The following is a 26,762-nucleotide window of genomic DNA, read 5'->3' on the forward strand; positions in this document are numbered from 1 at the left end:
GCGCTAGATTAATCTATTCAGCCTGTGCTGTCGTCTGATCATTCTGCACGTTAGTCCATAAACGCTTGATCTGTGGCGAGCGGATGCGTACCTTTGCCCGCTTTTCCAAAATGCCCCCCTGGAGAGCGCAATGTCCGCCGATCTCGAGCATATTCGCCAAGTGATGCGTGAAGCCGACTGCCTGTATACCGAAGCCGAAGTCGAGGCGGCGATCGCCAAGGTCGGCGAGCAGATCTGCAAGGACCTGCATGACAAGAACCCGGTGGTGTTCTGCGTGATGAACGGTGGCCTGATCTTCTCCGGCAAGCTGCTGACGCACCTGCAGTTCCCGCTTGAGGCCTCGTACCTGCATGCCACCCGTTACCGCAACCAGACCAGCGGCGGCGAGCTGTTCTGGAAGGCCAAGCCAGAGGTATCGTTCATCGATCGCGACGTGCTCATCGTCGATGACATCCTCGACGAAGGCCACACCCTCAGCGCCATCATCGAGTTCTGCAAGCACGCCGGTGCGCGCACGGTGCACACCGCGGTACTGATCGACAAGGAACACGACCGCAAGGCCAGCCCCGACCTCAAAGCCAACTATGTCGGTCTGCCTTGCATCGACCGATACATCTTCGGTTATGGCATGGACTACAAAGGTTACTGGCGCAACGCCAACGGCATTTTTGCCGTCAAAGGCATGTAACACGGCGCCAGCCTCACGGCCCTGGTACAGCATGCTAGAGTGCTCCTTCATGCCAAGGAGCCTTACATGCGTGCGATTCTCCCGTTCCTGCTGGCGGTCAGCCTGCCCCTGGCCGCCGCACCGATGCACAGCCAGTTCCTTCCGCCTGACGACCAGGCCTTGCGCCAGCAGGCGCCCACCGGCCAGCAATTGCTTCAGGTGACCGACTACGCCGTGGTGGTGGGTGCCCAGCGCCAGTCCGACCAACAGCCCATCCCCATCACCTCCACCTTGCAGGTGCGCCTGAAAGGCAAGCCATTGAGCAAGGGTGCCACCATCACCCAGGTGCTGTTGACCTTCGATGGAGAGGCCGCCAAAAGCCTGAAAAAGCCGGTGTACGACGAGAAAACCAAGACCCTTGGCCTGAACTACCCCGTCAGCGACTACAGGGTGATCATGGACCTGCTGCGCAACGAGACGGTGTATGTGCAGTTTCTGACCTACGGTAACGGCCATATCTGGGCTGACCTGCACACAGGTACCGTACGTACGCGTTGAGGCGCGCTGGCTGCGGGGGGTACACTGCCGGCCTTCGAAATCCCGTGATGGTCCAGTTGGAGTCGGCAATGCGTAAAGACAAGAAACAGGTAATCGGTGACGAAATCAGCGACGACTACGTCAAGTCGTTTCTTCAGTTTGAGCCGGCAGATGGTGTGACTTCGCCGTCGCTGCACAAGCTGGTTAAAGCCTACCGTGGCCTGCGCGTCGATGATTTCCAGCGTTTTGTGGGCTTCTTTGTGGCAGCCGGCCTGGACCTGGACGGCAAGGACGAGCACGGCAAGACCTTCGTTGAGCAGATCGCCGACCAGCGTAACGCGCCCGAATACATTGAGATTATCGACAACGCACGTGCGTAAGCGGAAGGGTTGGGGCTGCAACGCAGCCCCAGTCAGTAATCACGCGTAGTGCTTGGCCGCCGGGCTGTCTTCAGCCAGGTCCAATGCTGCGTCGTTGTCCGCGCTGATCTTGTGATACAGCGCCGCGTCGGTTGCCAGGGTCTTTTCCCGTGCCGGGAAGATTTCCTTGAGCTTGGCAGCCCATGCACCCTTGGCCTGGTCCGGGAAGCAGCGCTCGATCAGCTCAAGCATGATCGAGACCGTCACCGAAGCGCCAGGCGATGCGCCCAGCAGCGCTGCGAGGCTGCCGTCCTGCGCTGCCACCAGCTCGGTGCCGAACTGCAGCACGCCGCCTTTTTTTGGGTCTTTCTTGATGATCTGCACCCGTTGGCCGGCCACTTCCAGGCGCCAGTCTTCGGCCTTGGCGTGTGGGTAGAAGCGGCGCAATGACTCCAGGCGCTGCTCCATCGACTGCATCACTTCGCTGACCAGGTACTTGGTCAGGTCCATGTTGTCGCGGGCCACCGCCAGCATAGGGCCGATGTTGCCCATGCGCACCGACAGGGGCAGGTCCATCAGCGAGCCGTGCTTCAGGAACTTGGTGGTAAAGCCTGCATAGGGGCCGAACAGCAGGGATTTCTTGCCATCGACCACCCGGGTGTCGAGGTGCGGCACCGACATGGGCGGTGCGCCCACGGCAGCCTGGCTGTAGACCTTGGCCTGGTGCTGGCTGACGATCTCCGGGTTGTCGCAGCGCAGCCACTGGCCACTCACGGGGAAGCCGCCGAAGCCTTTGCTCTCTGGAATGCCGGAAGCCTGCAGCAGGGGCAGGGCAGCGCCACCTGCGCCCAGGAAGACGAAGCGCGCGTCCACCTCACGGCTACCACCGCTGTTGACGTCCTTGATGCTCACGGTCCAGCCGTCGCCGTTACGGCGCAGGCCCACCACCTTCTTGCAGTACTTGACCTGCGCGTCGGGCGCATCGCCCAGCAGCTTGAGCAGCTTGTTGGTCAGTGCGCCGAAGTTCACGTCGGTGCCCTTGAGCACACGGGTGGCGGCGATGTGCTGGTCGGCTGGGCGCCCCGGCATCATCAGCGGCATCCACTCGTTCATCACGGCCTTGTCTTCGGTGTATTCCATGTCGGCGAAGGCGTGGTGCTGCTTGAGCAGCTCGTAGCGCTTCTTGAGGAATGCGACACCCTTGTCACCCTCGACATAGCTCAGGTGCGGGACCGGGTTGACGAATGCGCGTGCCGGCCCGAAGTTGCCCTTTTTGCTCAAGTAGGCCCAGAACTGGCGGGACACCTCGAACTGGGTATTGATGTGCACCGCCTTCTTGATGTCGATGCTGCCATCGGCGGCCTGGGGCGTATAGTTGAGCTCGCACAGGCCAGCATGGCCGGTGCCTGCGTTGTTCCACGGGTTGGAACTCTCTGCGGCTCCAGAGTCCATCGCCTCGACGACCTCGAGCTTGAGGCCCGGGTCAAGCTCCTTGAGCAGTACGGCCAGGGTGGCACTCATGATGCCCGCGCCTACCAGTACTACATCAACCGATTCGTTCTGCGCCATTTACCGCGTCTCCACACTCTACAGCTACCTAATTGACAGCACGGCATACCGGGTTCGCCAGGATCGCCATGTCCGACTTTTCGCAGTTCTTGAAGCGTTCGCGGACACCGCCAGTCAGTCTTGGGGTTGCTACATTGAACCCTGTTTGCCATGGGTGCGGCAATTCGACTTATGGTCAAGGTGTCGTGCGTGCGATACGGAACGGCTCAGACACGCATCCGGGATGAGGGTTCTTGCCGCCTGTTCAGGGCTGTTCGGGACACATCTGCTGCTTTTGCACATGCCAGATTGTTCATTTGCTCGCCACACTCTTGTGAAGTAGTGAAAACCGTTTTTTCCACGCTCTTTTGGAGACGTGAACCTCAAAAGGGGACTGCGCGATGGCAACCCGCAGGTTCATGCAGTGTGAAGGGCCGGAAAAGCAGGCACGACAGCCGATGCAAGACCTGAGTGGAAGGCTCTCTGTGGGCGAGGCGGGTGAAGTTGCCGGGGTCAGACGGCGAGTGCGGGGCCCGATCAGGAGACGTCCTTATAATCGGGGGGAGATTATAGCGATGTCGCGGGGAGAAATGTCGTCAATTCGTGGTTTTATTGCAGCGTTTTTCAAGCTGCGAGGATGCGCTGATGCCAGGGGCGGCTTGCACGGTTGCAAACCCGGGCGCTGGCCGGCAGTTCGCGGCCCAGCCAGGCAAGGTGGATATCGTGAACCTGTACCCAGCCGCCGCCGCTGGGTAGCTGCCGGCATTGCATGAAGGCCAGGCATTTGCCCGTGCCGTCGAGCCGGGCGTAGGCGTTGCCGGGTTTACGTTGCAGTAGCAGGTTCCAGAGCGAAGCCATGGCAGGTGTCCTGTGCAGTGAGGCCTGGCGCAAGCATAAGGGGTAGCCGATTAAACGATTGTGACAGCGCGCACTGGCCTCGCATGCCGCTTGCAGGCCAGGCCCCGCCGCTAGGTATACTGTGCACCTTCGCCGCACTTTCTGGAGAAACGCGCATGTTGCAACGTCTGTTGTTCGGTTTGATCGCCGTAGCCAGCCTCAGCCTGGTCGGCTGTGCCCACAGTCCGCAACAACTCAGCCCACAACCCAAACTGACCGCGCCGCTTGCTCCGGTGGGCAATGGCCAGCCCGTGGTGGTGCGTGTGGTCGATGGCCGGCCGTCGCCGTCCCTGGGGACGCGCGGTGGCATGTACCCGGAAACCAGCACCATCAGCGTCAACGCCAATGACGTGGTGCCCAAGCTGCAGGCCCAAGCCGAAGCCGCCGTGCGCCTGCTGGGCTTTACCCCCACTTCTGGTGCAGGCAGTGCGCCGCAGCTGACCGTGACCCTGGCTGAGCTCAAATACCAGTCGCCCAAAGACAACCTGTACGTGACCGAAGCCACCATTGGCGCCACCTTCCGCGCCGATGTCACCAACAACGGCCGCCGCTACAGTGGCCGCTATGGTGCTTCGCTGGACCAGCGGTTTGGCATGGCCCCCAACCAGGACACCAACACCCAGCTGGTGGGCGATGTACTGAGCGATGCGCTGACCCGTCTGTTCAAGGACCCAAGCATCGGCCAGACGCTGGCGCGGTAATCTGTGGCTTCGCAGGCCCCCAACCGCTGCCCCCACACAGGGCAGCGGTTTTTTTGCCTCTGCGGTGCTCAGGCCGCTTCGATGTGAAAGTCCAGCACGCTGATACCGGTGCCGGTGTCCACCTCTGGCCAATGGTCATGCATGTGCCCGCCGAGGGCGCAGTAAACCAGCCACTGGCGATCTTGCACGTTGATGGCGAAACCGTCGATCAATGCCTGTTGCTCGTCGCTCTGAGCGACCAGATAGAGGCGGTCCTGGTTTTCGGCGTGCAGCATGAACGGGCTCCGGTTCGTTGAAAGGCCGACAGGGTGGCCTGTTCTGATGACGAACGCGTGACAGGTGAAATTAAATGAGGAGGGGGCGCGCGCTGCGCCCCACGCAGGGGATCAGGCTACAGGTGCCTGCTGCTTGACCTGATACTGGTTGCGCACCGGGGTCGCATACTGCAGCACCAGGTAAGGCTGCTGCTCGGGCGGGCAGGCATCCAGGCGGCGCTGCCACTCCTCTTTGGCCTTGGCCAGCTCGTCGGCCGGGAACACCTTATCGGCGCCGGGCACCTGCAGGGTATCGTCCTTGTCTGCCCACATCGCGTAGGCCAGGTAGTGCACCGGGAACAACCGGTAGCCGGCGAGAATCTGCCGGTCGACTGCTGCAGCCAGTTGCTTGGCGTCTTCGTGGTACTCGGTGACCGGCGCGGCAAAGTTGATGTGCACCCGGCCCTTGTAGCCGGTGATGCCCTTGGCGATGCTCTGGTCGTCCTCGCCTGGCGCCTTCTTGTAGGTGCCGGTGGTGGCCCGGATATACAGTTCGCGGGCCTTGGCCTGGTCGCAGGGGTCGTATTCGTAGCTGATCGAAACAGGCGTCAGGTTCAGGCTCTGGATGACCGCACCGAAGGCCTCGTCCTTGCGGCTCATGTGGAACATCTTGAGGATGGCCGAGTCGGTGCGATCATCACCGTCCTTGGCCCGGCCTTCGGCCTGGGCGATCCAGATCGAGGTGGCATCGTTGCGGATGGAGTGGTTGATGTAGGCCGAGAGCAACTGGTAGGCCGCCAGCTTCTCGCGGCGCCCGGTGATGGACCGGTGCACGATGAAGCTTTTGTTCAGGCGCATCATGTCGCTGACGAACGGCTTCTGCAGCAGGTTGTCGCCGATGGCAATGCGCGGGGTCGGCAGGCCAGCGTGGTACACCGCGTAATTGACGAAGGCCGGGTCCATGACGATGTCGCGATGGTTGGCCAGAAACAGATAGGCAGTGCCAGCCTTGAGTTGCTCGACCCCGGTATAGGTGACGCCATCGGTAGCACGGTCGATAGTCTGGTCGACGTAGTACTCCACCTTGTCCTGCAAGGTGGAAACGCAGGTCACACCGGCGAATTCCTTGCGCAGGCGCCGGGCGATCAGCGGTTTGAGCAACCAGCCGAAAGCGCCGGCCGCACGGGGGAAACGGAAGTGCGTGAGAATATCGAGAAATGCCGGGTCGCTGAACAGCCTTGCCAGCACGGCAGGGACCTCAGCGTCGTCGTAGGGTCGGATGGCATCGAATTCGCCCATCATGCTCTCTTGTTGGAAACGGCTAGGGTAATAAGGTAGGGGCGGGCTCCGAAAAACGGCTCGGACGCACACGGGCCCTGTAAACAGACCGGCAATTATACGCATAAGTCACCGCGGAGGCCCCGATGCTGGAAACCGACTTCTATGATTGCCCGTATTGTGGCGAGCGGGTGGAAACCACCGTCGACCTCTCGGCGGGTGATCAGGTTTACACTGAGGACTGCCAGGTGTGCTGCCAGCCGGTGATCTTCAGCTTGCAGGTGCACGATGACGAATGGATGCTCGATGTCAGACGTGAGGACGATGCGTGATGCGGCGTATCTACGAACCCGAAAACCTGCTTGAGGCGGAAATGCTGGCCGGTATGCTGGCCAGCGAGGGGGTGCGCGCACATCTGGTGGGCCGCGACCTGGTGGGCGCAGCCGGTGAATTGCCGATTCACGGTCTGCTGGGCCTGGCGGTGGACGATGAGCACGCCGAGTACGCACGGCAGTTGATCGATGCGTACAATGACGCCCAGCCGATGGTTGGCGACGAACCGGAGAGTTTCCCCGGTACCTTGATCTGCTAGGTTCAGAATTCCCCCATGTGTGGACGTTATGCCCTGTTTCGCTGGCCTCAGGCACTGGCCAGCCTGCCAGGCTTCCCGGTCGGTCACCCCGCCCAATGGAACATTTCGCCGGGTGCCTCGGTGCTCATCCAGCGCCAGCTCGAGGGTGGGCCGGAGGTGGCGAGGGTGCGCTGGGGCTTGACGCCCGCCTGGCTGACCGACCTGTCACGTACCCCTGCCCATGCCCGGGCCGAAACCCTGGCCGAACAGCCGATGTTCCGCGAAGCCTTTCGCCAGCGCCGCTGCCTGATGCCGGCCAACGGCTTTTACGAATGGCGTGGCAGCGTGCGCAAACGGCCCTACTGGCTAACGCCAGGCGAGGGGGCGTCGTTGTACTTCGCGGCCATCTGGGAGGCGTACCCGGTGCAAGGCCAGGTGTGGTTGAGTTGCGCGGTGGTGACGCAGGCCGCGGTGAACCAGCGCCGGCCCCTGATACTGGACGAAGCGGGGCGCGAAGCCTGGCTGGACCCGCTGACACCACTGAGCCGCCTGCAGGAATTGCTGGCGAGCCCGCCTGCGCCCCTGCGCGAGCGCGCCCTGGCCCATTTCGTCAACGACCCGAAGCTGGATGCCCCGGAATGCTTGACCCCGGCCTGATGCGGTCCAACGGTTCACGATCAGGTGGGCTGGTGTACACCCGTCGAGACCTGCGGCCGCGTCTACGTGGGTAAATTCTTACCTGCGGCTATGGCGGGCAACCCTTGAGTCATCCTAGGATACGGCGCATGTCGAAAGGGAGTGATTTCATGCGTAAAGGTTTAGTCGTCAGCCTGCTGAGTGCTGGCATCCTGCTAGCTGGTTGCCAGGCGGTGAACACCACCAGTGGCGGCTCCGTGGGTGTAGAGCGCAAGCAGTACATGTTCAGCATGCTGTCGCCCGATGAAGTGAACAAGATGTACGCCCAGTCTTATCAGCAGACACTGGGCGAGGCCTCCAGCAAAGGGCTGCTGGACAAGTCCAGCGCCGATGCCCGTCGCGTACAGGCCATTGCCAACCGCTTGATCGCCCAGGCCCCCAAGTTCCGGCCCGATGCCGCCCAGTGGAACTGGGAAGTCAACGTGATCAAGAGTGACGAACTCAACGCCAACTGCGGCCCGGGCGGCAAGATCATCGTCTACACCGGCCTGATCGATCAGCTCAACCTCAACGACGCCGAGATCGCCGCCGTGGTAGGCCACGAGATCGCCCACGCCCTGCGTGAACACAGCCGCGAGGCCATGTCCAAAGCCTACGGCGTGCAAATGGCCCGTTCCGGTGCCGGTGCCCTCCTGGGCCTCGGCCAGGACAGCATGGCCCTGGCCGACACCGTGGTGAACTACGCCATGACCCTGCCCAACAGCCGTGCCAACGAAAACGAAGCCGACCTGATCGGCCTTGAGTTGTCGGCCCGCGCCGGCTACGACCCTAACGCAGCCATCACCTTGTGGAACAAGATGAGCAAGGCTTCGGAAGGGGCGCCGCCTGAGTTCATGAGCACTCACCCCGCATCGGCCAGCCGCATTGCCTCGCTGCAGGCCGCCATTCCGAAGGTGATGCCGCTGTACCAGGCTGCTGCCAAGCCATAAAAACCGTGCAAGCCGCCCGCAGATGCCGGCGGCTTGCAGCCCCTTCAGCCCACCCAGCCGCTGGCCTTCATGGCCGAATACACCGCGACGATGGCCAGCACGAAGAACGCAGCCGCTGCCAGGCGGCGGATCAGCGTCAACGGCAGTTTGTCTGCAGCGAAGTTGCCCGCCAGCACTACGGGTACGTTGGCGATCAGCATGCCCAGCGTGGTGCCGACGATCACCATGATCAGGTGCGGGTATTGTGCGGCCAGCATCACCGTGGCCACTTGGGTCTTGTCACCGATTTCGGCCAGGAAGAAGGCGATGAGGGTGGTCAGGAACGGGCCGAAGCGGCGCGCCGGGTTCTCGTCGTCGTCCATCTTGTCCGGTACCAGTGTCCACAGTGCGGTGGCGGTGAAACTTGCGGCAAGGATCCAGTGCAGGGCGGCGTCGCTGAAGAAACTGCCAAACCACGCACCTACTGCGCCGGCCGCAGCATGGTTGGCCAGTGTGGCGGCAACGATACCGGCAATGATCGGCCACGGTTTACGAAAACGCGCGGCAAGAATGAGCGCAAGCAATTGCGTCTTGTCGCCGATTTCGGCAAGCGCAACGATGGCGGTGGGGACCAACAGAGATTCCAGCATCAGGATTCCTACGGGGGCGGGTCGACACGGCTATGACACGTACAGCCTTCCCGCCCCGGGTAAGGTGTGCGTGTCATAGGTCTTGTCAAACCCTGGATCTGTCTGCGCAGATCTGGCCATGCAAGGGTGCATGGTGGGTCGCACGCGCCATGGTCTGTGGACCAAGTGTGTTGACGCGTACCGGGCGAGCGGGTGGCTCGCGGGAGACTACTCCCCTAGGACGGAGCGGATTCTGCCTAGGCGAAACGGTTTCGGCAAGCGTTGTTTTCAGCCACGTGTCGCCTGATAAATCCGAAACCCATCCGCTTCGTCGCGTACCCGGCAGTTGCCCAGCGCCGCTTCGATCAGCGGTTGGTAGCGCAGAAAACTGTTGGCAACCAGGCGAATTTCGCCACCTTTTCGCAGGTGTTCGGCGGATTTTTTTAGCATGGTTTCCGAGGCGTGGTAGTCGGTGTGTACGCCGGTATGGAACGGTGGATTGCTCAGCACCAGGCTCAGGTCAAAAGGCGCTGCGTCGATCCCGTCACCCTGAATGACCTCGCCCTCAAGGCCATTGTCAGCCAGGGTCAGGCGGCTGGCGGCAACGGCAAAGGCGTCCACGTCCAGCAGTGTAAGGCGGCTTTGTGGATAGCGCCGTTTCACGGCAGCACCCAGCACGCCCGCACCACAACCGAAGTCCAGTACATGGCCGTCCGGCAGCCCATCGAGGTGCTTGAGCAACAGGGCGGTGCCCCGGTCCAGGCGGCCATGGCTGAACACGCCCGGCAGGCTGGTGACGCGCAAGGGGCCGTCTGGCAGGTCCAGCTCGAAACGTTGCGCCAGGCTTTCAAGCGGCTGCGCCTGGGGCGCCTGTTCGACGGTGACCTGCCAGAGCTGGCAGTGCCGGGCGCTGTCGAGCTTGCGAGGTTTGCCAAAGGCCTGCAACTGCCTGGATACGGCCTCGATACCCCCGCGTTTTTCCCCCACCACGTACAGTTCGCCGCCCGCCAACGGTGCAGCCAGCGCATTGAGCAGGTAGGCAGCCAGTTCGCGTGACTTGGGCAGGAACAGCACGGCCGCAGTGAACGCCACGGCCGGTGGTTCCACCCCGCAGTGGCTGCGCATTGCGTAACGGCTGGCCAAGGCTGCATGGTCGCCGGCGTGCCAGGTCCAGGCATGGGCTTCAGGCAACTGGCCGAGCAGGTTGTCAGCCGGTGCTCCGGCTATCAGCAGCGGGCCTTGGAACAGCTCTGCCTGGCGGAGCAACACTTGACTACGCGGGTCCATGGACGAGGCCTCCGGAAAAAGTGGCGCAGTGTACCAGAGGCGCCACGTTGGCTCAGCTGACCACTCGCCGCGCCTGCCCGGCGAAGAAGGCCTGAGCGTTTTCGGCCAGCTGCCCGACGACGCGCTGGCGGGCTTCCACCGCGCCCCAGGCGCTGTGGGGCGTGATGATCAGGCGTGGGATGCCGGGCTCGAGCAGTGGGTTGCCGTGAGCCGGCGGCTCGACGCTGAGCACGTCGGTAGCCGCCCCGCCCAGGTGGCCACTGCGCAGGGCATCGGCCAGCGCCTGCTCGTCGATCAAACCGCCTCGGGCAGTGTTCACCACCAGGGCGCCGGGCTTGAGCAGCGCCAGCTCGCGGGCACCGATCATGTGCCGGGTCTGTTCGTTGAGCGGGCAGTGCAAGGTCAGGGCATCGACCTGAGGCAGCAGCTCATCGAGCGGCAGGCGGTCGTTGCGGCTGGGTCGCCCGGGTATCTGCCCGCTCAGCACGCGCATGCCAAACGCCTCGGCCAGCCGCGCCACCGCGCCACCCAGCTCCCCATGGCCCAGCAGGCCGAGGGTTTTACCCTCCAGTTCGACGATGGGGAAGTCCAGCAGGCAGAACTGGCTGGCCTGGGCCCAGCGGCCTTCACGCACGGCCTGCTGGTAGTCGCACAGGCGGGTGGCCAGTGCCAGCAACAGGGCCAGGGTATGCTGGGCCACTGAAGGGGTGCCGTAGCCCTGGCAGTTGCAAACGGTGATGCCTTGCGCATGCGCAGCGGCCAGGTCGACGTTGTTGGTGCCCGTGGCAGCCACCAGAATCAGCTTCAGCTGCGGGTTGGCAGCCAGTGTTGCGGCATCCAGTACCACCTTGTTGCTGATGACCGCGGTTGCCCCTTGCAGGCGCTCTGCCACGTGCTCCGGGCGGGTGGCCGCGAACAGTTCGAAGGTGTCGAACTGCTGCTTCAGGGGCGAGAGGTCAAGGTCGCCAAGGTCCAGGGAGTGGTGGTCGAGAAACACGGCGTGACGCGGGCTGGGCATGGAGTTCTCCGGGGGCTGATCGCAGGCTTCAACCCAGTGTCCAGCCCCTTGCAACCGCCCGTCAACGCCCACCCCTCAACACCTGCGCCTGGCAAATCATTCCTTCGGCTGATTTGGCTGTCATATCGGCGCACTACAGTAACGTCCACACGTTTCCAGCCTGCTGCTCAATGAAAGGGATATTTATGTTGCAGACCCGCATCATCAAGCCCGCCGAGGGCGCCTATGCGTACCCGCTGCTGATCAAGCGCCTGCTGATGTCTGCAAGCCGCTACGAGAAAACCCGCGAAATCGTCTACCGGGACACCCTGCGCCTGACCTACCCGCAGCTCAACGAACGTATTGCACGGCTGGCCAACGTGCTGACCGCCGCCGGCGTGAAGGCCGGTGATACCGTGGCGGTGATGGACTGGGACAGCCACCGTTACCTGGAGTGCATGTTCGCCATTCCCATGATCGGGGCGGTGGTGCACACCATCAACGTGCGCCTGTCGCCCGAGCAGATCCTCTACACCATGAACCACGCCGAAGACCGCCTGGTGTTGGTCAACAGTGATTTTGCAGGCCTCTACCAGTCCATTGCCGGCCAATTGACCACGGTCGAGCGCACGGTACTGCTGACCGACGATGCGGCCAGCCAAGCCACGTTGCCGAGCATGGAGGGCGAATATGAACAACTGCTGGCCGCTGCCAGCCCGCACTACGACTTCCCCGATTTCGACGAAAACTCGGTGGCCACCACGTTCTACACCACCGGTACCACGGGCAACCCCAAGGGGGTGTATTTCACCCACCGGCAACTGGTGCTGCACACGCTGGCCGAAACGTCGGTAACCGGCAGTATCGACAGCGTGCGCCTGATCGGCAGCGATGACGTGTACATGCCGATAACCCCCATGTTCCATGTGCATGCCTGGGGCATCCCTTATGCCGCCACCATGCTGGGCATGAAGCAGGTGTACCCCGGCCGCTACGAGCCAGAAATGCTGGTCAGGCTGTGGCGTGAAGAACGGGTCACGTTCTCTCACTGCGTGCCTACCATCTTGCAGATGCTGCTGAACTGTCCAAGCGCCCAGGGGCAGCACTTTGGTGGCTGGAAGATCATCATTGGCGGCAGTGCCTTGAACCGCTCGTTGTACGAGGCTGCCCTGGCCCGCGGCATACAGCTCACGGCGGCGTATGGCATGTCCGAAACCTGCCCGCTGATTTCTGCGGCCCACCTCAACGATGAACTGCGTGCCGGCAGCGAAGATGAACGGGTCAGCTACCGCATCAAGGCCGGCGTGCCGGTGCCCTTGGTGGAAGCTGCCATTGTCGACGGCGAAGGCAAGTTCCTGCCTGCCGATGGCGAAACCCAGGGGGAGCTGGTACTGCGCGCACCCTGGCTGACCCAGGGCTACCTGAACGAACCCGAGAAGAGCGAGGCCCTGTGGCAAGGCGGCTGGCTGCACACGGGTGACGTCGCCACCCTCGACAGCATGGGTTTCATCGATATCCGCGACCGCATCAAGGATGTGATCAAGACGGGCGGCGAGTGGGTATCTTCGCTGGACCTCGAAGACCTGATCAGCCGGCACACGGCGGTTCGCGAGGTCGCTGTGGTCGGGGTGGCCGACCCACAGTGGGGGGAACGGCCATTCGCCCTGCTGGTACTCAGGGAAGGGCAGGCGGTCGATGCCAAGGCACTCAAAGACCATTTGAAGCCGTTCGTGGAGCAAGGGCAGATCAACAAGTGGGCCATTCCAAGCCAGATCGCCGTTGTTACTGAAATTCCCAAGACCAGTGTCGGCAAACTCGACAAGAAACGTATCCGCCAGGACATCGTCCAGTGGCAAGCCAGCAACAGTGCGTTTCTTTCCACCTTGTAACGGGGCGGTAACCGGGGTGCCTGCGGCAATCTGCCCGGGGGTAACCCGCGTGGCAGAGCGCCTGGCGCCTTGCCAAACGGCGCAAATGCGCCATCCTTGAGCACTGCCAGCCTGCACGCGGAGCAAACACCAGCGGGTCGGCGGCATGGAGCGCAAATCACACTTTAGAGGGATCAAGCGCCTGTGCCTTGCTGGCTATAGTCGGGGTCAGGGGCTTTTCGGGAGGGGAGGGTACGCAGGCGCACGCTTGCATGCCGGTCGTTCAGGCCATTCCTGAAGGGACTCACTGCCATAACAAAAAAGTACATGGAGTAGCGTCGATGAAATCTGCAAACCCGTTCTGGCGCAGGGCCAGGTTGCCCATGGCCGTCAGCCTTGCTTCCACGCTCGCCGGCCCAGCATTCGCAGTCAGCTTCAACATTGGTGAAATCGAAGGCCAGTTCGACTCGTCGCTCTCCATAGGCGCCAGCTGGTCGACCGCCAACCCCAACCGCAACCTCATCGGGGTCAACAACGGCGGCAAGGGCCTGTCGCAAACCTCTGACGATGGCCACCTGAACTTCAAGAAGGGCGAAACCTTCTCCAAGATCTTCAAGGGTATTCACGACCTGGAGCTCAAGTACGGCGACACCGGCATCTTTGTGCGCGGCAAGTACTGGTACGACTTTGAACTCAAGGACGAGCACCGCCAGTTCAAGGACATCAGTGATTCCAACCGCAAGGAGGGCGCCAAGTCGTCCGGTGCCGAACTGCTCGACGCCTTCGTCTACCACAACTACTCCATCGGCGACCAACCGGGCTCGGTGCGCCTGGGCAAGCAAGTGGTGAGCTGGGGCGAAAGCACCTTCATCGGCAGCGGTATCAACGCCATCAACCCCATCGACGTGTCGGCGTTTCGCCGGCCCGGGGCCGAGATCAAGGAAGGCCTGATCCCGGTCAACATGTTCTATATCTCCCAGAGCCTCACCGACAACCTGTCAGCCGAGGCGTTCTACCAGCTTGAGTGGGACCAGACGGTTGTCGACAACTGCGGCACCTTCTTCTCCCAGCCAGACATCATTGCCGACGGCTGCAACAATAACCTGCGCGTGCTCAACAGCAGTCGCACAGTGCCGGCAGCAGCCCGCCAGTTCCTGGCCACACGGGGTGTGAACATCAACGAGGAAGGGGTGATGGTGCGCCGGGGCGGCGACCGCGATGCCCGTGACAGCGGGCAGTTCGGTGTGGCCATGCGCTACATGTTCGAACCGCTGGACACCGAGTTCGGTGCCTACTTCATGAACTACCACAGCCGTGCGCCGATCTTCAGCGCCACCGGCGCATCCCCCTCGGTGTTCGCCGCCATCCCGACCCTGCCGGCGCAACTGCGCGCCCTGGCGCCGCTGATCGTTGCCGGCAACTCGCAGTACTTCGTGGAATACCCCGAAGACATCCGCCTGTATGGCCTGAGCTTCTCCACTACACTGCCCACCGGTACAGCGTGGAGTGGTGAACTCAGCTACCGCCCCAACGCACCGGTGCAGTTGAACACCACCGATATTCTGTTTGCCGGTGTACGCCCGCTGGGCGGCGCACTCAGTAATGCTTCGCTGCTTACCGGCACCCCGGGCCAGGACCTGCATGGCTATCGCCGCAAGGAAGTCACCCAGTTCCAGACTACCCTCACGCACTTCTTCGACCAGGTGATGGGCGCCAGCCGCATGACCGTGGTGGGTGAGGTGGGCGTGACCCACGTCGGTGGCCTGGAGAGCGCCTACGACACCCGCTATGGCCGCGACCCGGTTTACGGCCCAGGCCCACTGCCTTCTACCGGTGGCGCCAATACCTGCCAGGCACTCAACGCCAGCACCATCGCCGGTGCCGGGCCGGGCAGCTCCACGGCCAACCTGAACCGCAAGTGTGAAAACGACGGCTACACCACCCGCACTTCCTGGGGTTACCGCGCCCGCGTGATCTGGGATTACCCGGACGTGTTCGCCGGGGTCAACCTCAAGCCCAGCGTGGCCTGGTCCCATGATGTGTCCGGTTACTCGCCAGGCCCGGGCGGCAACTTCGAGGAAGGCCGCAAGGCAGTCAGCCTGGGGCTGGACGCCGAGTACCAGAACACCTACACCGCCAGCCTCTCGTACACCAATTTCTTCGACGGCAAGTACACCACCGTGGATGATCGCGACTTCGTCGCCCTCAGCTTCGGCGTGAACTTCTAAGCAAACAGATCCAGGACGACATGACATGAACAAGACCAGAAGTCTGCTGCAAGCCGGTGTGCTGGGCCTGTCCCTGCTGGCGACCAGCGTGATGGCAGCGGTGTCTGCGGATGAGGCGGCGAAGCTGGGCAGCACCCTGACGCCAATGGGTGCGGAAAAAGCCGGCAATGCCGATGGCTCCATCGGCCCCTGGCAGCCGCTGGCCAAAACCGCCGGCAGCGTCGACGGCAAGGGTTTCCTTGCCGACCCTTACGGCAGCGAAAAACCCCTGTTCACCATCACCGCGCAGAATGCCGACCAGTACAAGGACAAGCTCTCACCCGGCCAGTTGGCCATGTTCAAGCGATACCCGGACACCTACAGAATTCCGGTTTTCAAAACCCACCGGGGGGCAACTGTACCCGCTGATGTGTTCGCAGCCATCAAGGAGAACGCCACCAAAGCCACCCTGGCTGAGGGCGGCAACGGGCTGAAAGACTTCCGCACGGCAGTGCCGTTCCCCATTCCGAAAACCGGGTTGGAGGTGATCTGGAACCACATTACCCGCTACCGTGGCGGCAGCGTCAGCCGGCAGGTGATCCAGGCGACGCCGCAGCAGAACGGCTCCTTCAACCCCGTGTATTTCTCTGACCAGTTCGTGTTCCGCGACCGGATGAAGGATTACGACCCGAACAACCCGGGCAACATCCTGTTCTACTTCAAACAGGAAGTGACGGCTCCGGCGCGTTTGGCTGGCACCGTGTTGCTGGTACACGAAACCCTCGACCAGGTGAAGGAGCCGCGCAAGGCCTGGATCTACAACGCCGGGCAACGCCGCGTACGTCAGGCACCGCAGGTGTCGTACGACGGGCCGGGTACTGCGGCCGATGGCCTGCGCACCTCAGATAACCTCGACATGTACAACGGTGCCCCGGACCGCTACGACTGGAAGCTCGAGGGCAAGAAGGAGCTGTACATTGCCTCCAACGCCTTCAAACTCGATGACCCCAAGCTGAAGTACAGCGATATCGTCAAGGCCGGGCACATCAACCAGGACTTGGCCCGTTACGAGTTGCGTCGGGTGTGGCATGTGGTTGCCACCCTCAAGCCTGGCCAGCGGCACATTTATGCCAAGCGTGACTTCTACATCGACGAAGACACCTGGCAGGCCGCCGTGATCGACCAGTACGACGGCCGTGGCCAGCTGTGGCGCGTGTCCGAGGCCCACGCCCAGCCGTACTACAACGTGGAGGTGCCGTGGATCACCCTGGAGGCCATCTACGACCTGCAATCGGGCAGGTACCTGGCCTTGGGCATGAAGAACGAAGAGAAGCGTGCATACGACTTCGGCTTCACCGCCAGCAAAGCGGACTTCCAACCCGCAGCACTGCGCCAGTCCGGCATCCGTTAATCCGTAGCCAAGCGGGGCGATGTAGGCGCGAGCACAGCTCGCGATGGGGCGCAAAGCGCCCCCAGCCCCCCAATAAACCCGCTGAATATCCCACCAAACCCCCGCCTTAGCCTCTGTCCATCGCCGTTGTTGCTTTTTGTCGTAGTCTTTTCCCCAGTATTCGCCCCCCCTTTGCCTTCAAATACGCGACGTTAACCGCTAGTCTCGCAAACACCGCTATCGCCGTATTCTTCCAACCAGAACGAGCCGGCCATGTCAGACCTGTCCCGTACGAACGGATTCGCCAGCCAGGCCATCGGCCTGCTGGACGGGCGTTTCTTCCGGCCACCCTTGCCCGATGGCCATGTCGCTCGCCAGCGTCTGTGCCAACGCTTGCACGCGGGGCTGGGTGGGCGCTTGCTGCTGGTCAGTGCACCTGCGGGGTTTGGCAAAAGCTGCCTCGCCATCGAGTTCTGCGAGGCGCTACCGGCCCATTGGCGTAGCCTGTGGCTGGGCTTGAGCCCGCGTGATGCCGACCCGGGTCGCTTCCTCGAACGCCTGCTTGAGGGCCTGCAACAACACTGCCCGGCTGTGGGCGGGCAGGCCATGGGTTTGTTGAAGATGCGCCAGCGTCATCAGCCGTTCGCCTTTGAGCAATGGCTCGACAGCCTGGTCGATGAGCTTGCGCTGTATTTCCAGGCTGATACGCCATTGCTGCTGGTGCTGGATGACTACCATCTGGCCCAGGGGCCTGTGCTCGATGGTTGCCTGCAGTTCTTCGTCAACCACCTGCCTGCTGGCCTGGTGCTGCTGGTCACCAGCCGACAGCGGCCTGACTGGCACCTGGCTCGCCTGCGCCTGTCACGGCAATTGGCCGAGTTGAGCGAACAAGACCTGCGCCTGACCGTGGATGAAGCCCTGGCGGTTATCGGCCGCAAGCCCACCAGCCTGCGCGGCCAGGCACTGGACAACCTGATCCAGCGCAGTGATGGCTGGGTGGCGGGCCTGCGCTTCTGGCAACTGGCTGCCAGTGAGTCGGCTGACGACCAGGCCTTGCCCCAGGCACTGCATGGCGGGGAAGGGCTGATCCGTGACTATCTGCTCGAAGAGGTCATCGACATGCTGCCTGCCGACGTGCAGGCCTTTCTCGATGAAACTGCTTGCCAGGAACGGTTCTGCGCGCCCCTGTGCGATGCACTACGGGTACGGAATGACAGCGCCGCCATCCTGGGTTTTCTGCAAGCGCACCAGGTATTTCTGGTGCCCCTGGACGAACACGGCCGCTGGTTCCGCTATCACCACCTGTTTTCCGACCTGTTGCGCAGCCGTCAGCAAAGCGAGCCGCTGGCTGGCCGGCACCTGCGCGCCTGCCGTTGGTTCCAGGCCCAGGGTTTGCTGGACGAAGCCGTAGAGCAGGCGCTGCGCGGCGGGCACCTGGATGTGGCGGCCGACCTTGTGCAAAGCCTTTCAGAAGAACAACTGCTGGCCGAACAGAACGTCGGCATGCTGTTGCGCTGGAAGATGGACCTGCCCGACAGCCTGCTGATCAGTACCCCTCGGTTGATCGTGCTGTACAGCTGGGCACTGGGCCTTGCCTGCCAGCTGGACGCGGCCGAGGAACTGGCCGGCTACCTCAGCCGCTTTCTGCCCGCGCCCTCTGCCAGCGCGCAGAAATCCATGCTGGCGCAATGGCTGGCACTCAGTGGCGTGATCGCCCGGGGCCGCGGTGATCGCGAGCGAACCCTGGCTTACTGCAGCGAAGCGCTGCACAGCCTGCCTTGCAAGCGTTACGGCCAGCGCCTGGTATGCCTGTCCACCTTGTCCAACCTGGCCATTGCCGAGGGTGACTTCTGGCGTGCCCGCGGCTGGAACCGCGAAGCGCTCGAGCTGGCCCAGCGGGTCGGCAACCCGTTGTTCGAAGCATTGGCCCACTACGACCGTGCGCGCGTGCTGCACGCCCGTGGCGAGGTGCTGCGTGCGCTCGATGAAGTGCGTCAGGGCCTGCAGCGCCTGCAAGGGCTTTCGGCACAACGCCTGTATGCCATTCGCGCACGTCTAACCCTGTACGACGGCTACCTGCAGGTGTCGCGCCTGAACCCCGTGCAGGGCCGTGCCCGCTTGCGCGCGGGCCTTGGTGAAGCCCGCGCCTGCCGCGACATCAGCGTGCTCATCGGCCATTGCGTAATTGCCACCCTCGACGGGCGTGAAGGGCATTTTGCCGAAGCGTTTGCCGAACTGGCCGAAGCAGAGCGCCTGATGCATATCTGGGACGTGCCGCCTGTGTACTACCTGGCCATGATCACCTTGGTGAAATGCGAGCTATGGCTGGCACAAGGGCGCACAGACCTGGCCGAGTCCTGGCTGCAGCGCCTGGGCCAGACCTATGGGGGGGAACAATCGGCCCTGGCCCCCGAGTTCCACCCCTTGTTGCCGTGCCATGTGGCGTTGCAGCAGGCATGGCTGGACCGCAGCCGTGCGCGCTGTGAGGAGGCCGCGCAGCGCCTGGAGGCACTGGTCGCTCGCGGCCAGCGCTGTGGCGGCATGATGCTCACGGTCAGTGCGCTGGCGCAGTTGCTGGCGCTGTTGTTGGGTACTGGCCAAGCCGGCAAGGCCGCGCAATGGCTGCCGGGTTTGCTGGAAGCTGCGCGTGGCGGGGTACTGCAGCCTTTTCAGGTACTGCTCGAACAGCACCCGCAGTGGCTGGCCGAGCAGTTGCAGGGGCATGCCAGCTGCCCGGTCCAGGGCGAACTGCTGCAGCGCCTGCCAAAAGTTGCCAGTACCGGCGCCTCTGGCATGGAGGCCTTGAGCGGCCGCGAGCTGGCGGTGCTCGAGCTGATCGCTCAAGGCTGGTCTAACCAACAGATCAGCGAGCGCTTGTTCATTTCGCTGCACACCGTCAAAACCCACGCCAGCCATATCAACAGCAAGCTGGGTGTGGAGCGCCGTACCCAGGCCGTGGCCAGGGCAAAATCCCTCGGCTTGCTGGCGTGACGCTGGCCCAGCGGGCGGCTGCTCGCTAAAATGCTGGCTTGGGGCCAGCCTGCAGGAACGCAGCTGCCCGCTTTCATCTTTTCCGAGCAGCTGCCGATACAGCGATCGGTGGCATCGCCTCGCGCGGTTTTTCCCATTATTCCAAGGCAGGTCGTGTTGATGCTGCAGTTCGGGCAAAAGAGCTTTCTGATCGTCGACGACTTCACCGACTTCCGCACCTCGACCCGCTCCATGTTGCGCGAGCTGGGCGTGCGGGACGTCGATACCGCCGACAGTGGCGAGCAGGCATTGCGGATGTGCGCGCAGAAGCGCTACGACTTCATCCTGCAGGATTTTCACCTGGGCGATGGCAAGAAGAACGGCCAGCAGGTGCTTGAAGACCTGATCATCGACAAGCACATCAGCCATGAATGCGTGTTCATCATGGTGACGGCCGAAAGCAGCCAGGCCATTGTGCTCAGCGCCATCGAGCATGAGCCGGACGCCTACCTGACCAAGCCCTTCAACCGCGTTGGCCTGGCCCAGCGGGTCGAGAAACTGTACCAGCGCAAAACCTTGCTCAAGCCCATCCTCCAGGCACTGGACCGCAATCGCCCTGGTGAGGTGCTGGCGGCCTGCGCAGAGCTGTGCAAAAAAGACCCGCGCCTGGCGCCGCTATGCCTGCGCTACCGGGCCGATGCGTTACGCAACCTCAACCGGTTCGAAGAGCTGGAGAAGTTTCTCAAGGCCATCCTGGCCAGCCGCCCCCAGCCCTGGGTGTACGCCGCATTGGGCAGCCTGATGCACAAGCGTGGGCAGAATGCCCAGGCGCAAGCGGTGTATGAACAAGCGCTCAAGGCGTTCCCCATCATGCCAGCCCTGTACGACGGCATTGCCGAAGTGCTGGTAGCCCAGGGCGAAACCAAACGCGCCCAGGGCCTGCTGGAAGAGGCCGTGCGCCTGTCACCGCTGTCTGTAAGGCGCCAGGCGACGCTGGGCAAGCTGGCACTGGCCAACGAAGACTTCGACAGCGCTTCCAAGGCCTTCCGCCACGCCGTCACCCAGGGGCAAAGCTCGCGTTACAAAGACGCCGAGAACAACCTGGGCCTGGCCCAGGCACTGATGAGCCGCAACGCCGGGTTTGGTCTGGATGCCCGTACCCGTGTCGAGATCAACACCACCCTCAGTGAAGTGGCCAAGGAAAACCCTGAAGACCAGGGTTTGCAGGTTCGAGCGCGGATGATGAAGGCCGCCAGCCTGCAGCAGGCCGGTGACCCTGAAACCGCTGCCAAGCTGACGGAGCAGGCGGTGTTGCGTCTGGAAAAGATGAACCAGTTCTTCTCGGTGGATGCTGCCCTCACGGTTGCCCGGCAGTTGCAGGCCATGGGTCAGGATGCAGCGGCCACCGTGGTGCTCAGGAACTGTGTGGAGAGTTATGGCGACGACCCCAAGGTCATGGAAAAAGTGGGCAAGCTGACCGACGACCCAAGCGTGCTCAACGCCATTACCGAAGCCGTCACGCTCAACCGTCAGGGCGTGCGCAGTTACCAGGGAGGTCAGCTTGGCGAGGCGTTGCAGATGTTCCGCAAGGCACTGGGCCTGCAGCCCAAAAACATCAGCATCGCCCTCAACACCGCCCAGGCGCTGCTGCGCATCGGCGGTGAAAATCCTCAGCCTGCGATCATGCAGGAGTGCCGTGACGCCTTGACCAGCGTGGCCGGCATCCCTGCCAGCGATAACCGCTATGACCGCTACCGCAAACTGCATACCCGGGTGTTCGGCGCATGAATCAAGACAATCAGGGGCTGGATTTTTCCACGGTGATCGCCTCCACCGTGCACGACCTGAAAAATTCGCTCTCCGCGCTGATCCAGTCCCACAGCCAGTGGGTACAGCGCCTGCCCGAGGAACTGCGTGGCGGCGTGGAGCAGGGCGTGATGGAGCACGAGTTCCGTCACCTCAATGGCATGCTCGTGCAACTGCTGGGGCTTTATAAGCTGGGCGTCAACCAGCTGCCTGTGTGCCCCGACTACCACGAGCTGGACGACTTCATCGAAGCCCAGCTGGCGGCTCACGAGGAGGTGCTGCAGCACAATGCCATTCAGGCAAGCTGGCGCATCGACACCGATAACCCGCTGGGCTTCTTCGACCGCGAGCTGGTGGCATCGGTAATCGCCAACGTGATCACCAACGCCACGCGCTTCGCCGAGCAGGCGCTGTTGATTACCATCGAGGAAGCGGACAACCAGTTGGCCATCTGCGTGAACGATGACGGCCCGGGCTACCCACAGCGCATGATCGACCGGCAGCAGGAGTACATCCAGGGCATCGATTCCAACAGTGGCAGCACGGGGCTGGGCCTTTACTTTGCTGCACGCATTGCCGCCTTGCATGAAAGCAACGGGGTGCAGGGGCGGATCGAGATCTCCAACGGGGGCGAGTTGGGCGGCGGGTTGTTCAAACTGTTCCTGCCGTGATGAAGACTCCTTCATGGAATTTTCCTTTACCGGGGCACTCCAACCCTGGCATAGAGCCGTTTCAGATCTACCGCCTTCACGACTTACAGTAGGAGCTTGCCCATGTTCAACATGCGTCGCCTGATTATCGTCGGAACTGCCGCTGCCATGATGGCCGGCTGTGCTGGCCAGAACCCCTACGAGAACCAGGGGCAAGGCTCCGGTGGCATGAGCAAGACCGCCAAGTACGGTGGCCTGGGTGCGCTGGCAGGTGCCGTTGCGGGTGCTGCCATCGACCATAACCACCGTGGCAAGGGCGCACTGATCGGTGCCGCCGCCATTGGCGCCGCAGCTGCCGGCTATGGCTATTACGCAGACAAGCAGGAAGCCGAACTGCGCGAGAAAATGGCCAACACCGGGGTGGAAGTTCAGCGCCAGGGTGACCAGATCAAGCTGATCATGCCGGGCAACATTACCTTCGCCACCGATTCGGCCAACATTTCCCCAAGCTTCTATGCGCCGCTGAACAACCTGGCAGGCTCGTTCAAGCAATTCAACCAGAACACCATCGAAGTGGTCGGCTTCACTGACAGCACCGGTAGCCGCCAGCACAACATGGACCTGTCCCAGCGCCGTGCGCAGGCGGTCAGTACCTACCTGACTTCCCAGGGCGTCGATGCTTCGCGGGTGTCGGTGCGTGGTATGGGCCCGGACCAGCCGATTGCCAGCAACGCCGATGCCAATGGCCGCGCGCAGAACCGCCGTGTGGAAGTGAACCTCAAGCCAATCCCCGGTCAGCAGTACGACCAGCAACAAGGCCAGGTACAGCAGTACCCTTGATGCTGTTAGGCAGTAAGGGGCTGCGCTGTCGCCCGGCAAGTTGAAGTCGGCAAGCAAGGCGCGGTCCCTTGTGGGAGCGGCGGTGCGGCGATCCGATTTACCCGCGAAGCATCCAGCGCGGAGCATGGCACCGGCTCCGCCGGTGTTCGCGGCTAAAGCCGCTCCCACAGGTCCTGTCAGATCAGCTTGCTACGTGCAGCTCCATGAGCTTGCGATGGGCCGCAAAGCGGCCCCAACCGCCTCAGCCCACCTCACTGGCCTGTATGGCCGTCAACGCGATGGTATGCACAATATCGTCAACCTGCGCGCCACGCGGCAGGTCATTCACCGGCTTGCGCAACCCCTGCAACATTGGCCCCAGGCTCACACCGTCGGTGCTGCGTTGCACAGCCTTGTGGGTGGTGTTGCCGGTGTTCAGATCTGGGAATACGAACACCGTCGCCCGCCCAGCTACCTGGCTGCCCGGTGCCAGGTCCCGGGCAATCGCCGGGTTGACCGCAGCGTCGTATTGCAACGGCCCATCAATCAACAGTTCTCTGGCCGCGTCCTGGGCAATGCGTGTGGCTTCACGCACCTTGTCCACTTCTTCGTCACTGGCCGAGTCGCTTGAATAGCTGATCATCGCCACTCGCGGCGCAATGCCAAACGACTGGGCCGATGCTGCACTCTGCCGGGCGATCTCTGCCAGTTCCGCAGCGCTGGGGTGTGGGTTCATCACACAATCGCCGTATACCAGCACCTGCTCGGGGAACAGCATGAAGAACACCGAGGAAACCAGGCTGGCACCCGGGGCCGTCTTGATCAGTTGCAGGGCCGGGCGAATGGTGTTGGCGGTGGAGTGCACCAGGCCAGAAACCAGGCCATCCACTTCGCCAAGGGCCAGCATCATGGTGCCGATGACCACCGGGTCTTCAAGCTGCTGTTCCGCCATTGGCGCGTTGAGGTTCTTGCTGTTGCGCAGCGCCACCATGGGGTCCACGTAACGGCCACGGATCAGCTCCGGGTCCAGCACTTCCAGGCCATCGGGCAAGGTGATGCCCTGGGCGCGTGCCACGGCGTCCACCTCGTCGGGCTTGGCCAGCAGCACGCAGCGGGCGATACCACGGGCCTGGCAGATAGCCGCCGCCTGTACCAGCAACGGCTCGGCGCCCTCGGGCAGCACGATCCGCTTGTTGGCCTGTTGCGCCCGTTGGATCAACTGGTAGCGGAACACCGCTGGCGACAGACGCAGTTCCCGAGGGGTGCCGCAACGCTGGTGCAGCCAGGCTGCGTCGAGGTGGCTGGCAACGAAGTCGGTGATGAATTCGGCACGCTCGCGGTCGTCCACCGGGATTTCCCGGTTCAGCGAATTTAGGCGGTTGGCGGTGTCGTAGGAGCCGGTGCTCACCGACAGGATCGGCAGCCCGGCCTGCAGCGCGCCCCGGCACAGGCCAAGGATGCGAGCGTCCGGCTTGCTGTCGCTGGTCAGCAGCAACCCGGCCAGAGGCACGCCGTTGATGGCAGCCAGGCTGACGGCCAGGATGATGTCGTCGCGGTCGCCGGGTGTGACCACCAGCGTACCCGGCGTGAGCAGCGGCACGGTGTTGGCCACGGTACGCGCGCAGATGATGATCTTGCTCATGCGCCGTTGTTCGTAGTCGCCGGCGTTGAGAACCTGGGCGCCCAGCAGGTCAGCCACGTCGCGGGTACGCGGGGCGTTCAGTTCGGGCTGGTAAGGGATGCAGCCCAGCAGGCGGAAGTCGTCGCCACGCAACAGTGGCGAGTGCTCGCGAAGGCGGGTGGAGAACGCCGCCATGCTTTCATCGGTGCGTACCTTGTTGAGGATGACGCCGAGCACTTTCGGGTCCCGTGGGCCCCCGAACAGCTGAGCCTGCAGCTCGACCCGGCCAGACAGCTCGCTGAGCACTTCATGCTCGGCGGCCGACACCAGAATCACCTCGGCATCCAGGCTTTTGGCCAGGTGCAGGTTCACCCGCGCGGCGTAGCTGGCATGACGGGTAGGCACCATGCCTTCGACCACCACCACGTCGTTACCGATGCAGGCTTGCCGATACAAGGTAATGATGCCTTCAAGCAATTCGTCCAGCTGGCCATCGCCCAGCATGCGCTCCACCTGCCCCAGGCTCATGGGCGTGGGGGGCTTGATGCCATGGGTGCGGGCAACCAGCTCGGTGGACCTCTCCGGGCCCGTGTCGCCTGGGTGCGGCTGGGCGATCGGTTTGAAGAACCCGACCTTCAACCCGGCGCGCTCCAGGGTGCGGATCAGGCCCAGGCTGATGGAGGTAAGGCCGACGCCGAAGTCGGTTGGCGCTATGAAAAAAGTCTGCATGCGTGCTTCTCGAGATAAGCGGTGCAATGAATCAACGGTCAAGGGTAGCGCTATCGGTTGCCGGTGCGCACCCGTTGCACATCAATGCCGGGTGCTGATGCAGCGCAATGATCCGACTGGTGGACCGTTGCTCGTCTGCAGGGCGTTCGCATTCGGGCGATGGCTTGGTTACACTTGCCCGTTCTACATTCTTTTGCAGAAGGTCTTGCCCCATGCTGATCGCCGCCAACAAGGCAGTCTCCATCGACTATACCCTGACCAACGACGCCGGGGAGACCATCGACAGCTCCGCCGGTGGCGCGCCGCTGGTTTACCTGCACGGTGCCGGCAACATCATCCCAGGCCTGGAAAAGGCCCTGGAAGGCAAGCAGGCCGGTGACGAGCTGAACGTCGCCATCGAGCCGGAAGACGCCTACGGCGAGTACCTCGCCGAGCTGGTAAGCACCCTGAACCGCAGCATGTTCGAAGGCGTTGACCAGTTGGAAGTGGGCATGCAGTTCCACGCTTCTGCGCCCGATGGCCAGATGCAGATCGTCACCATCCGCGACATCGACGGCGATGACGTCACCGTTGATGGCAACCACCCACTGGCTGGCCAGCGCCTGAACTTCCAGGTCAAGGTCGTCGAAGTGCGTGACGCCACCGAGGAAGAAGTTGCCCACCGTCACATCCACGGTGAAGGTGGCCATCACCACTGATTTTCTGCGCTAAGCTCAGAGAGTCGCCAGGCGCTCGGGCAAACCGTTCGGCCTTCCCCAGGGAAGCGGGCGGTTTGGACGAGCGCCTTTTTAGTGGGCGCAATTTGCCTGCGGGGTTGTCGGCATCCTGAGAGGGGGTTTCATCATGAGTGCATTTCACGACCTGAAGTTGAACGCGCTGAACGGGGGTGAGCTGCCCCTGGCGCCTTTCAAAGGCCAAGTGGTGCTGGTGGTTAACGTCGCCTCCAAATGTGGCCTGACGCCTCAGTACAAAGCGTTGGAGAATCTCTACCAGGATTACCGTGACCGCGGTTTCAACGTACTTGGCCTGCCGTGCAACCAGTTTGCCGGGCAGGAGCCGGGCACTGACAAGGACATTCAGGACTTCTGCAGCCTTAACTACGGGGTGAACTTCCCGCTGGGTGCCAAACTGGAAGTCAACGGGCCGCAGCGCCATGCGCTGTATCGGCTGTTGGCAGGCGAGGGGGCCGAGTTCCCGGGTGACATCACCTGGAATTTCGAGAAGTTTCTGGTGGGCAAGGATGGGCGGGTACTGGCGCGCTTTTCACCGCGCACGGCGCCGGATGACCCGGCAGTGGTGCAGGCGATAGAGAAAGCGTTGGGCTGATTGCCGGGGGTGTGTGGGCGGTATGAGGGGCGCCGTTTGCACGGCGT

25 protein-coding genes, 1 pseudogene and 1 riboswitch are annotated in these 26,762 nt (G+C 62.8%); of the genes and pseudogenes, 17 read left to right on the forward strand and 9 right to left on the reverse strand.

Annotated elements, in window-relative coordinates; translation table 11 throughout:
• Positions 1 to 130: 130 nt before the first annotated feature.
• From IAE33_RS12570 to IAE33_RS12580, 3 genes are all read left to right on the forward strand, one after another.
• Entirely contained in the window at positions 131 to 688 is a 558-nt protein-coding gene (locus IAE33_RS12570; protein ID WP_028631673.1) for a hypoxanthine-guanine phosphoribosyltransferase, read from the forward strand.
• A 66-nt stretch (positions 689 to 754) separates the two neighbouring features.
• On the forward strand, positions 755 to 1,225 hold the full coding sequence (locus IAE33_RS12575) for a hypothetical protein (RefSeq protein WP_201163737.1): 471 nt from the start codon (positions 755 to 757) through the stop codon (positions 1,223 to 1,225).
• A 68-nt stretch (positions 1,226 to 1,293) separates the two neighbouring features.
• Entirely contained in the window at positions 1,294 to 1,584 is a 291-nt protein-coding gene (locus IAE33_RS12580; RefSeq protein ID WP_201163738.1) for a PA4642 family protein, read from the forward strand.
• Positions 1,585 to 1,623: 39 nt separating this feature from the next.
• Here IAE33_RS12580 and mqo read toward each other — a convergent pair whose 3' ends face one another.
• On the reverse strand, positions 1,624 to 3,132 hold the full coding sequence (gene mqo / locus IAE33_RS12585; protein WP_201163739.1) for a malate dehydrogenase (quinone): 1,509 nt from the start codon (positions 3,130 to 3,132) through the stop codon (positions 1,624 to 1,626).
• 603 nt (positions 3,133 to 3,735) lie between these two features.
• A complete protein-coding gene (locus IAE33_RS12590; protein WP_028631669.1) occupies positions 3,736 to 3,969 on the reverse strand; it encodes a hypothetical protein in 234 nt (77 codons plus the stop codon).
• A 155-nt stretch (positions 3,970 to 4,124) separates the two neighbouring features.
• Here IAE33_RS12590 and IAE33_RS12595 point away from each other — a divergent pair, with 155 nt between their 5' ends.
• Complete coding sequence (locus IAE33_RS12595) at positions 4,125 to 4,709, forward strand: YajG family lipoprotein (RefSeq protein ID WP_060483302.1); 585 nt, start codon at positions 4,125 to 4,127, stop codon at positions 4,707 to 4,709.
• 68 nt (positions 4,710 to 4,777) lie between these two features.
• Here IAE33_RS12595 and IAE33_RS12600 read toward each other — a convergent pair whose 3' ends face one another.
• The gene (locus IAE33_RS12600) at positions 4,778 to 4,984 is read right to left on the reverse strand and encodes a hypothetical protein (protein WP_201163740.1); all 207 of its coding nucleotides are present in this window, start codon (positions 4,982 to 4,984) and stop codon (positions 4,778 to 4,780) included.
• A 111-nt stretch (positions 4,985 to 5,095) separates the two neighbouring features.
• Entirely contained in the window at positions 5,096 to 6,262 is a 1,167-nt protein-coding gene (locus tag IAE33_RS12605) for a 1-acyl-sn-glycerol-3-phosphate acyltransferase (protein ID WP_201163741.1), read from the reverse strand.
• Positions 6,263 to 6,387: 125 nt separating this feature from the next.
• Here IAE33_RS12605 and IAE33_RS12610 point away from each other — a divergent pair, with 125 nt between their 5' ends.
• From IAE33_RS12610 to IAE33_RS12625, 4 genes are all read left to right on the forward strand, one after another.
• Complete coding sequence (locus tag IAE33_RS12610) at positions 6,388 to 6,573, forward strand: CPXCG motif-containing cysteine-rich protein (protein WP_201163742.1); 186 nt, start codon at positions 6,388 to 6,390, stop codon at positions 6,571 to 6,573.
• Positions 6,573 to 6,833 carry a putative signal transducing protein gene (locus IAE33_RS12615; protein WP_028631664.1) on the forward strand — a complete coding sequence of 87 codons (261 nt, stop codon included), beginning with the start codon at positions 6,573 to 6,575 and terminating at the stop codon, positions 6,831 to 6,833. Before IAE33_RS12610 ends, IAE33_RS12615 begins: the two co-directional genes overlap by 1 nt.
• Positions 6,834 to 6,848: 15 nt before the next feature.
• Positions 6,849 to 7,469, forward strand: coding sequence for an SOS response-associated peptidase (locus IAE33_RS12620; protein WP_201163743.1), 621 nt, complete (start codon positions 6,849 to 6,851; stop codon positions 7,467 to 7,469).
• A gap of 149 nt (positions 7,470 to 7,618) precedes the next feature.
• Complete coding sequence (locus IAE33_RS12625) at positions 7,619 to 8,437, forward strand: M48 family metallopeptidase (RefSeq protein WP_028631662.1); 819 nt, start codon at positions 7,619 to 7,621, stop codon at positions 8,435 to 8,437.
• A gap of 44 nt (positions 8,438 to 8,481) precedes the next feature.
• Here the strand turns inward: IAE33_RS12625 and IAE33_RS12630 are convergent, their stop codons facing one another.
• The 3 genes from IAE33_RS12630 to IAE33_RS12640 all read right to left on the reverse strand — a co-directional run bounded on the left by IAE33_RS12630 (position 8,482) and on the right by IAE33_RS12640 (position 11,350).
• Entirely contained in the window at positions 8,482 to 9,066 is a 585-nt protein-coding gene (locus IAE33_RS12630; protein WP_028631661.1) for a TMEM165/GDT1 family protein, read from the reverse strand.
• Positions 9,067 to 9,153: 87 nt separating this feature from the next.
• Positions 9,154 to 9,295, reverse strand: a riboswitch (yybP-ykoY riboswitch).
• Between the two features lie 38 nt (positions 9,296 to 9,333).
• On the reverse strand, positions 9,334 to 10,332 hold the full coding sequence (locus tag IAE33_RS12635) for a class I SAM-dependent methyltransferase (RefSeq protein WP_201163744.1): 999 nt from the start codon (positions 10,330 to 10,332) through the stop codon (positions 9,334 to 9,336).
• A 52-nt stretch (positions 10,333 to 10,384) separates the two neighbouring features.
• The gene (locus IAE33_RS12640; protein WP_201163745.1) at positions 10,385 to 11,350 is read right to left on the reverse strand and encodes a 2-hydroxyacid dehydrogenase; all 966 of its coding nucleotides are present in this window, start codon (positions 11,348 to 11,350) and stop codon (positions 10,385 to 10,387) included.
• A gap of 185 nt (positions 11,351 to 11,535) precedes the next feature.
• Between IAE33_RS12640 and IAE33_RS12645 the strand changes: the two genes are divergently transcribed.
• From IAE33_RS12645 to IAE33_RS12675, 7 genes are all read left to right on the forward strand, one after another.
• Complete coding sequence (locus tag IAE33_RS12645) at positions 11,536 to 13,218, forward strand: fatty acid--CoA ligase (protein WP_201163746.1); 1,683 nt, start codon at positions 11,536 to 11,538, stop codon at positions 13,216 to 13,218.
• 320 nt (positions 13,219 to 13,538) lie between these two features.
• A complete protein-coding gene (locus tag IAE33_RS12650; protein ID WP_201163747.1) occupies positions 13,539 to 15,425 on the forward strand; it encodes a DUF1302 domain-containing protein in 1,887 nt (628 codons plus the stop codon).
• A 25-nt stretch (positions 15,426 to 15,450) separates the two neighbouring features.
• Positions 15,451 to 16,815 carry a DUF1329 domain-containing protein gene (locus IAE33_RS12655; RefSeq protein ID WP_201163748.1) on the forward strand — a complete coding sequence of 455 codons (1,365 nt, stop codon included), beginning with the start codon at positions 15,451 to 15,453 and terminating at the stop codon, positions 16,813 to 16,815.
• 252 nt (positions 16,816 to 17,067) lie between these two features.
• Positions 17,068 to 19,785, forward strand: coding sequence for a LuxR C-terminal-related transcriptional regulator (locus IAE33_RS12660; RefSeq protein WP_201163749.1), 2,718 nt, complete (start codon positions 17,068 to 17,070; stop codon positions 19,783 to 19,785).
• Between the two features lie 159 nt (positions 19,786 to 19,944).
• Positions 19,945 to 21,552, forward strand: coding sequence for a response regulator (locus IAE33_RS12665; protein ID WP_201163750.1), 1,608 nt, complete (start codon positions 19,945 to 19,947; stop codon positions 21,550 to 21,552).
• On the forward strand, positions 21,549 to 22,241 hold the full coding sequence (locus IAE33_RS12670; protein ID WP_028631653.1) for a sensor histidine kinase: 693 nt from the start codon (positions 21,549 to 21,551) through the stop codon (positions 22,239 to 22,241). The genes IAE33_RS12665 and IAE33_RS12670 overlap by 4 nt, the downstream gene beginning before the upstream one ends.
• Before the next feature lie 102 nt (positions 22,242 to 22,343).
• Positions 22,344 to 23,060, forward strand: a complete 717-nt coding sequence (locus tag IAE33_RS12675; protein WP_028631652.1) for an OmpA family protein — start codon at positions 22,344 to 22,346, stop codon at positions 23,058 to 23,060.
• A gap of 241 nt (positions 23,061 to 23,301) precedes the next feature.
• Here the strand turns inward: IAE33_RS12675 and pta are convergent, their stop codons facing one another.
• Together pta and IAE33_RS24585 are read right to left on the reverse strand one after the other, a co-directional pair.
• The gene (pta, locus tag IAE33_RS12680; protein ID WP_201163751.1) at positions 23,302 to 25,389 is read right to left on the reverse strand and encodes a phosphate acetyltransferase; all 2,088 of its coding nucleotides are present in this window, start codon (positions 25,387 to 25,389) and stop codon (positions 23,302 to 23,304) included.
• Between the two features lie 94 nt (positions 25,390 to 25,483).
• Positions 25,484 to 25,603 (reverse strand): annotated as a pseudogene (locus IAE33_RS24585) (DUF3565 domain-containing protein); the annotation flags it as partial.
• On the opposite strand from IAE33_RS24585, the gene IAE33_RS12685 reads away from it, so the two are divergent.
• Both IAE33_RS12685 and IAE33_RS12690 read left to right on the forward strand, forming a co-directional pair.
• Complete coding sequence (locus IAE33_RS12685; protein WP_201163752.1) at positions 25,602 to 26,087, forward strand: FKBP-type peptidyl-prolyl cis-trans isomerase; 486 nt, start codon at positions 25,602 to 25,604, stop codon at positions 26,085 to 26,087. The pseudogene IAE33_RS24585 and the gene IAE33_RS12685 sit on opposite strands and share 2 nt — an antisense overlap.
• A 145-nt stretch (positions 26,088 to 26,232) precedes the next feature.
• Positions 26,233 to 26,715 (forward strand): glutathione peroxidase, encoded by a 483-nt coding sequence (locus tag IAE33_RS12690; protein WP_082428410.1) that lies wholly within the window; start codon positions 26,233 to 26,235, stop codon positions 26,713 to 26,715.
• The last annotated feature ends 47 nt before the right edge of the window (positions 26,716 to 26,762 follow it).

Source organism: Pseudomonas sp. S60 (assembly GCF_016647865.1).
GTDB classification, from domain to species: Bacteria; Pseudomonadota; Gammaproteobacteria; order Pseudomonadales; family Pseudomonadaceae; genus Aquipseudomonas; species Aquipseudomonas parafulva.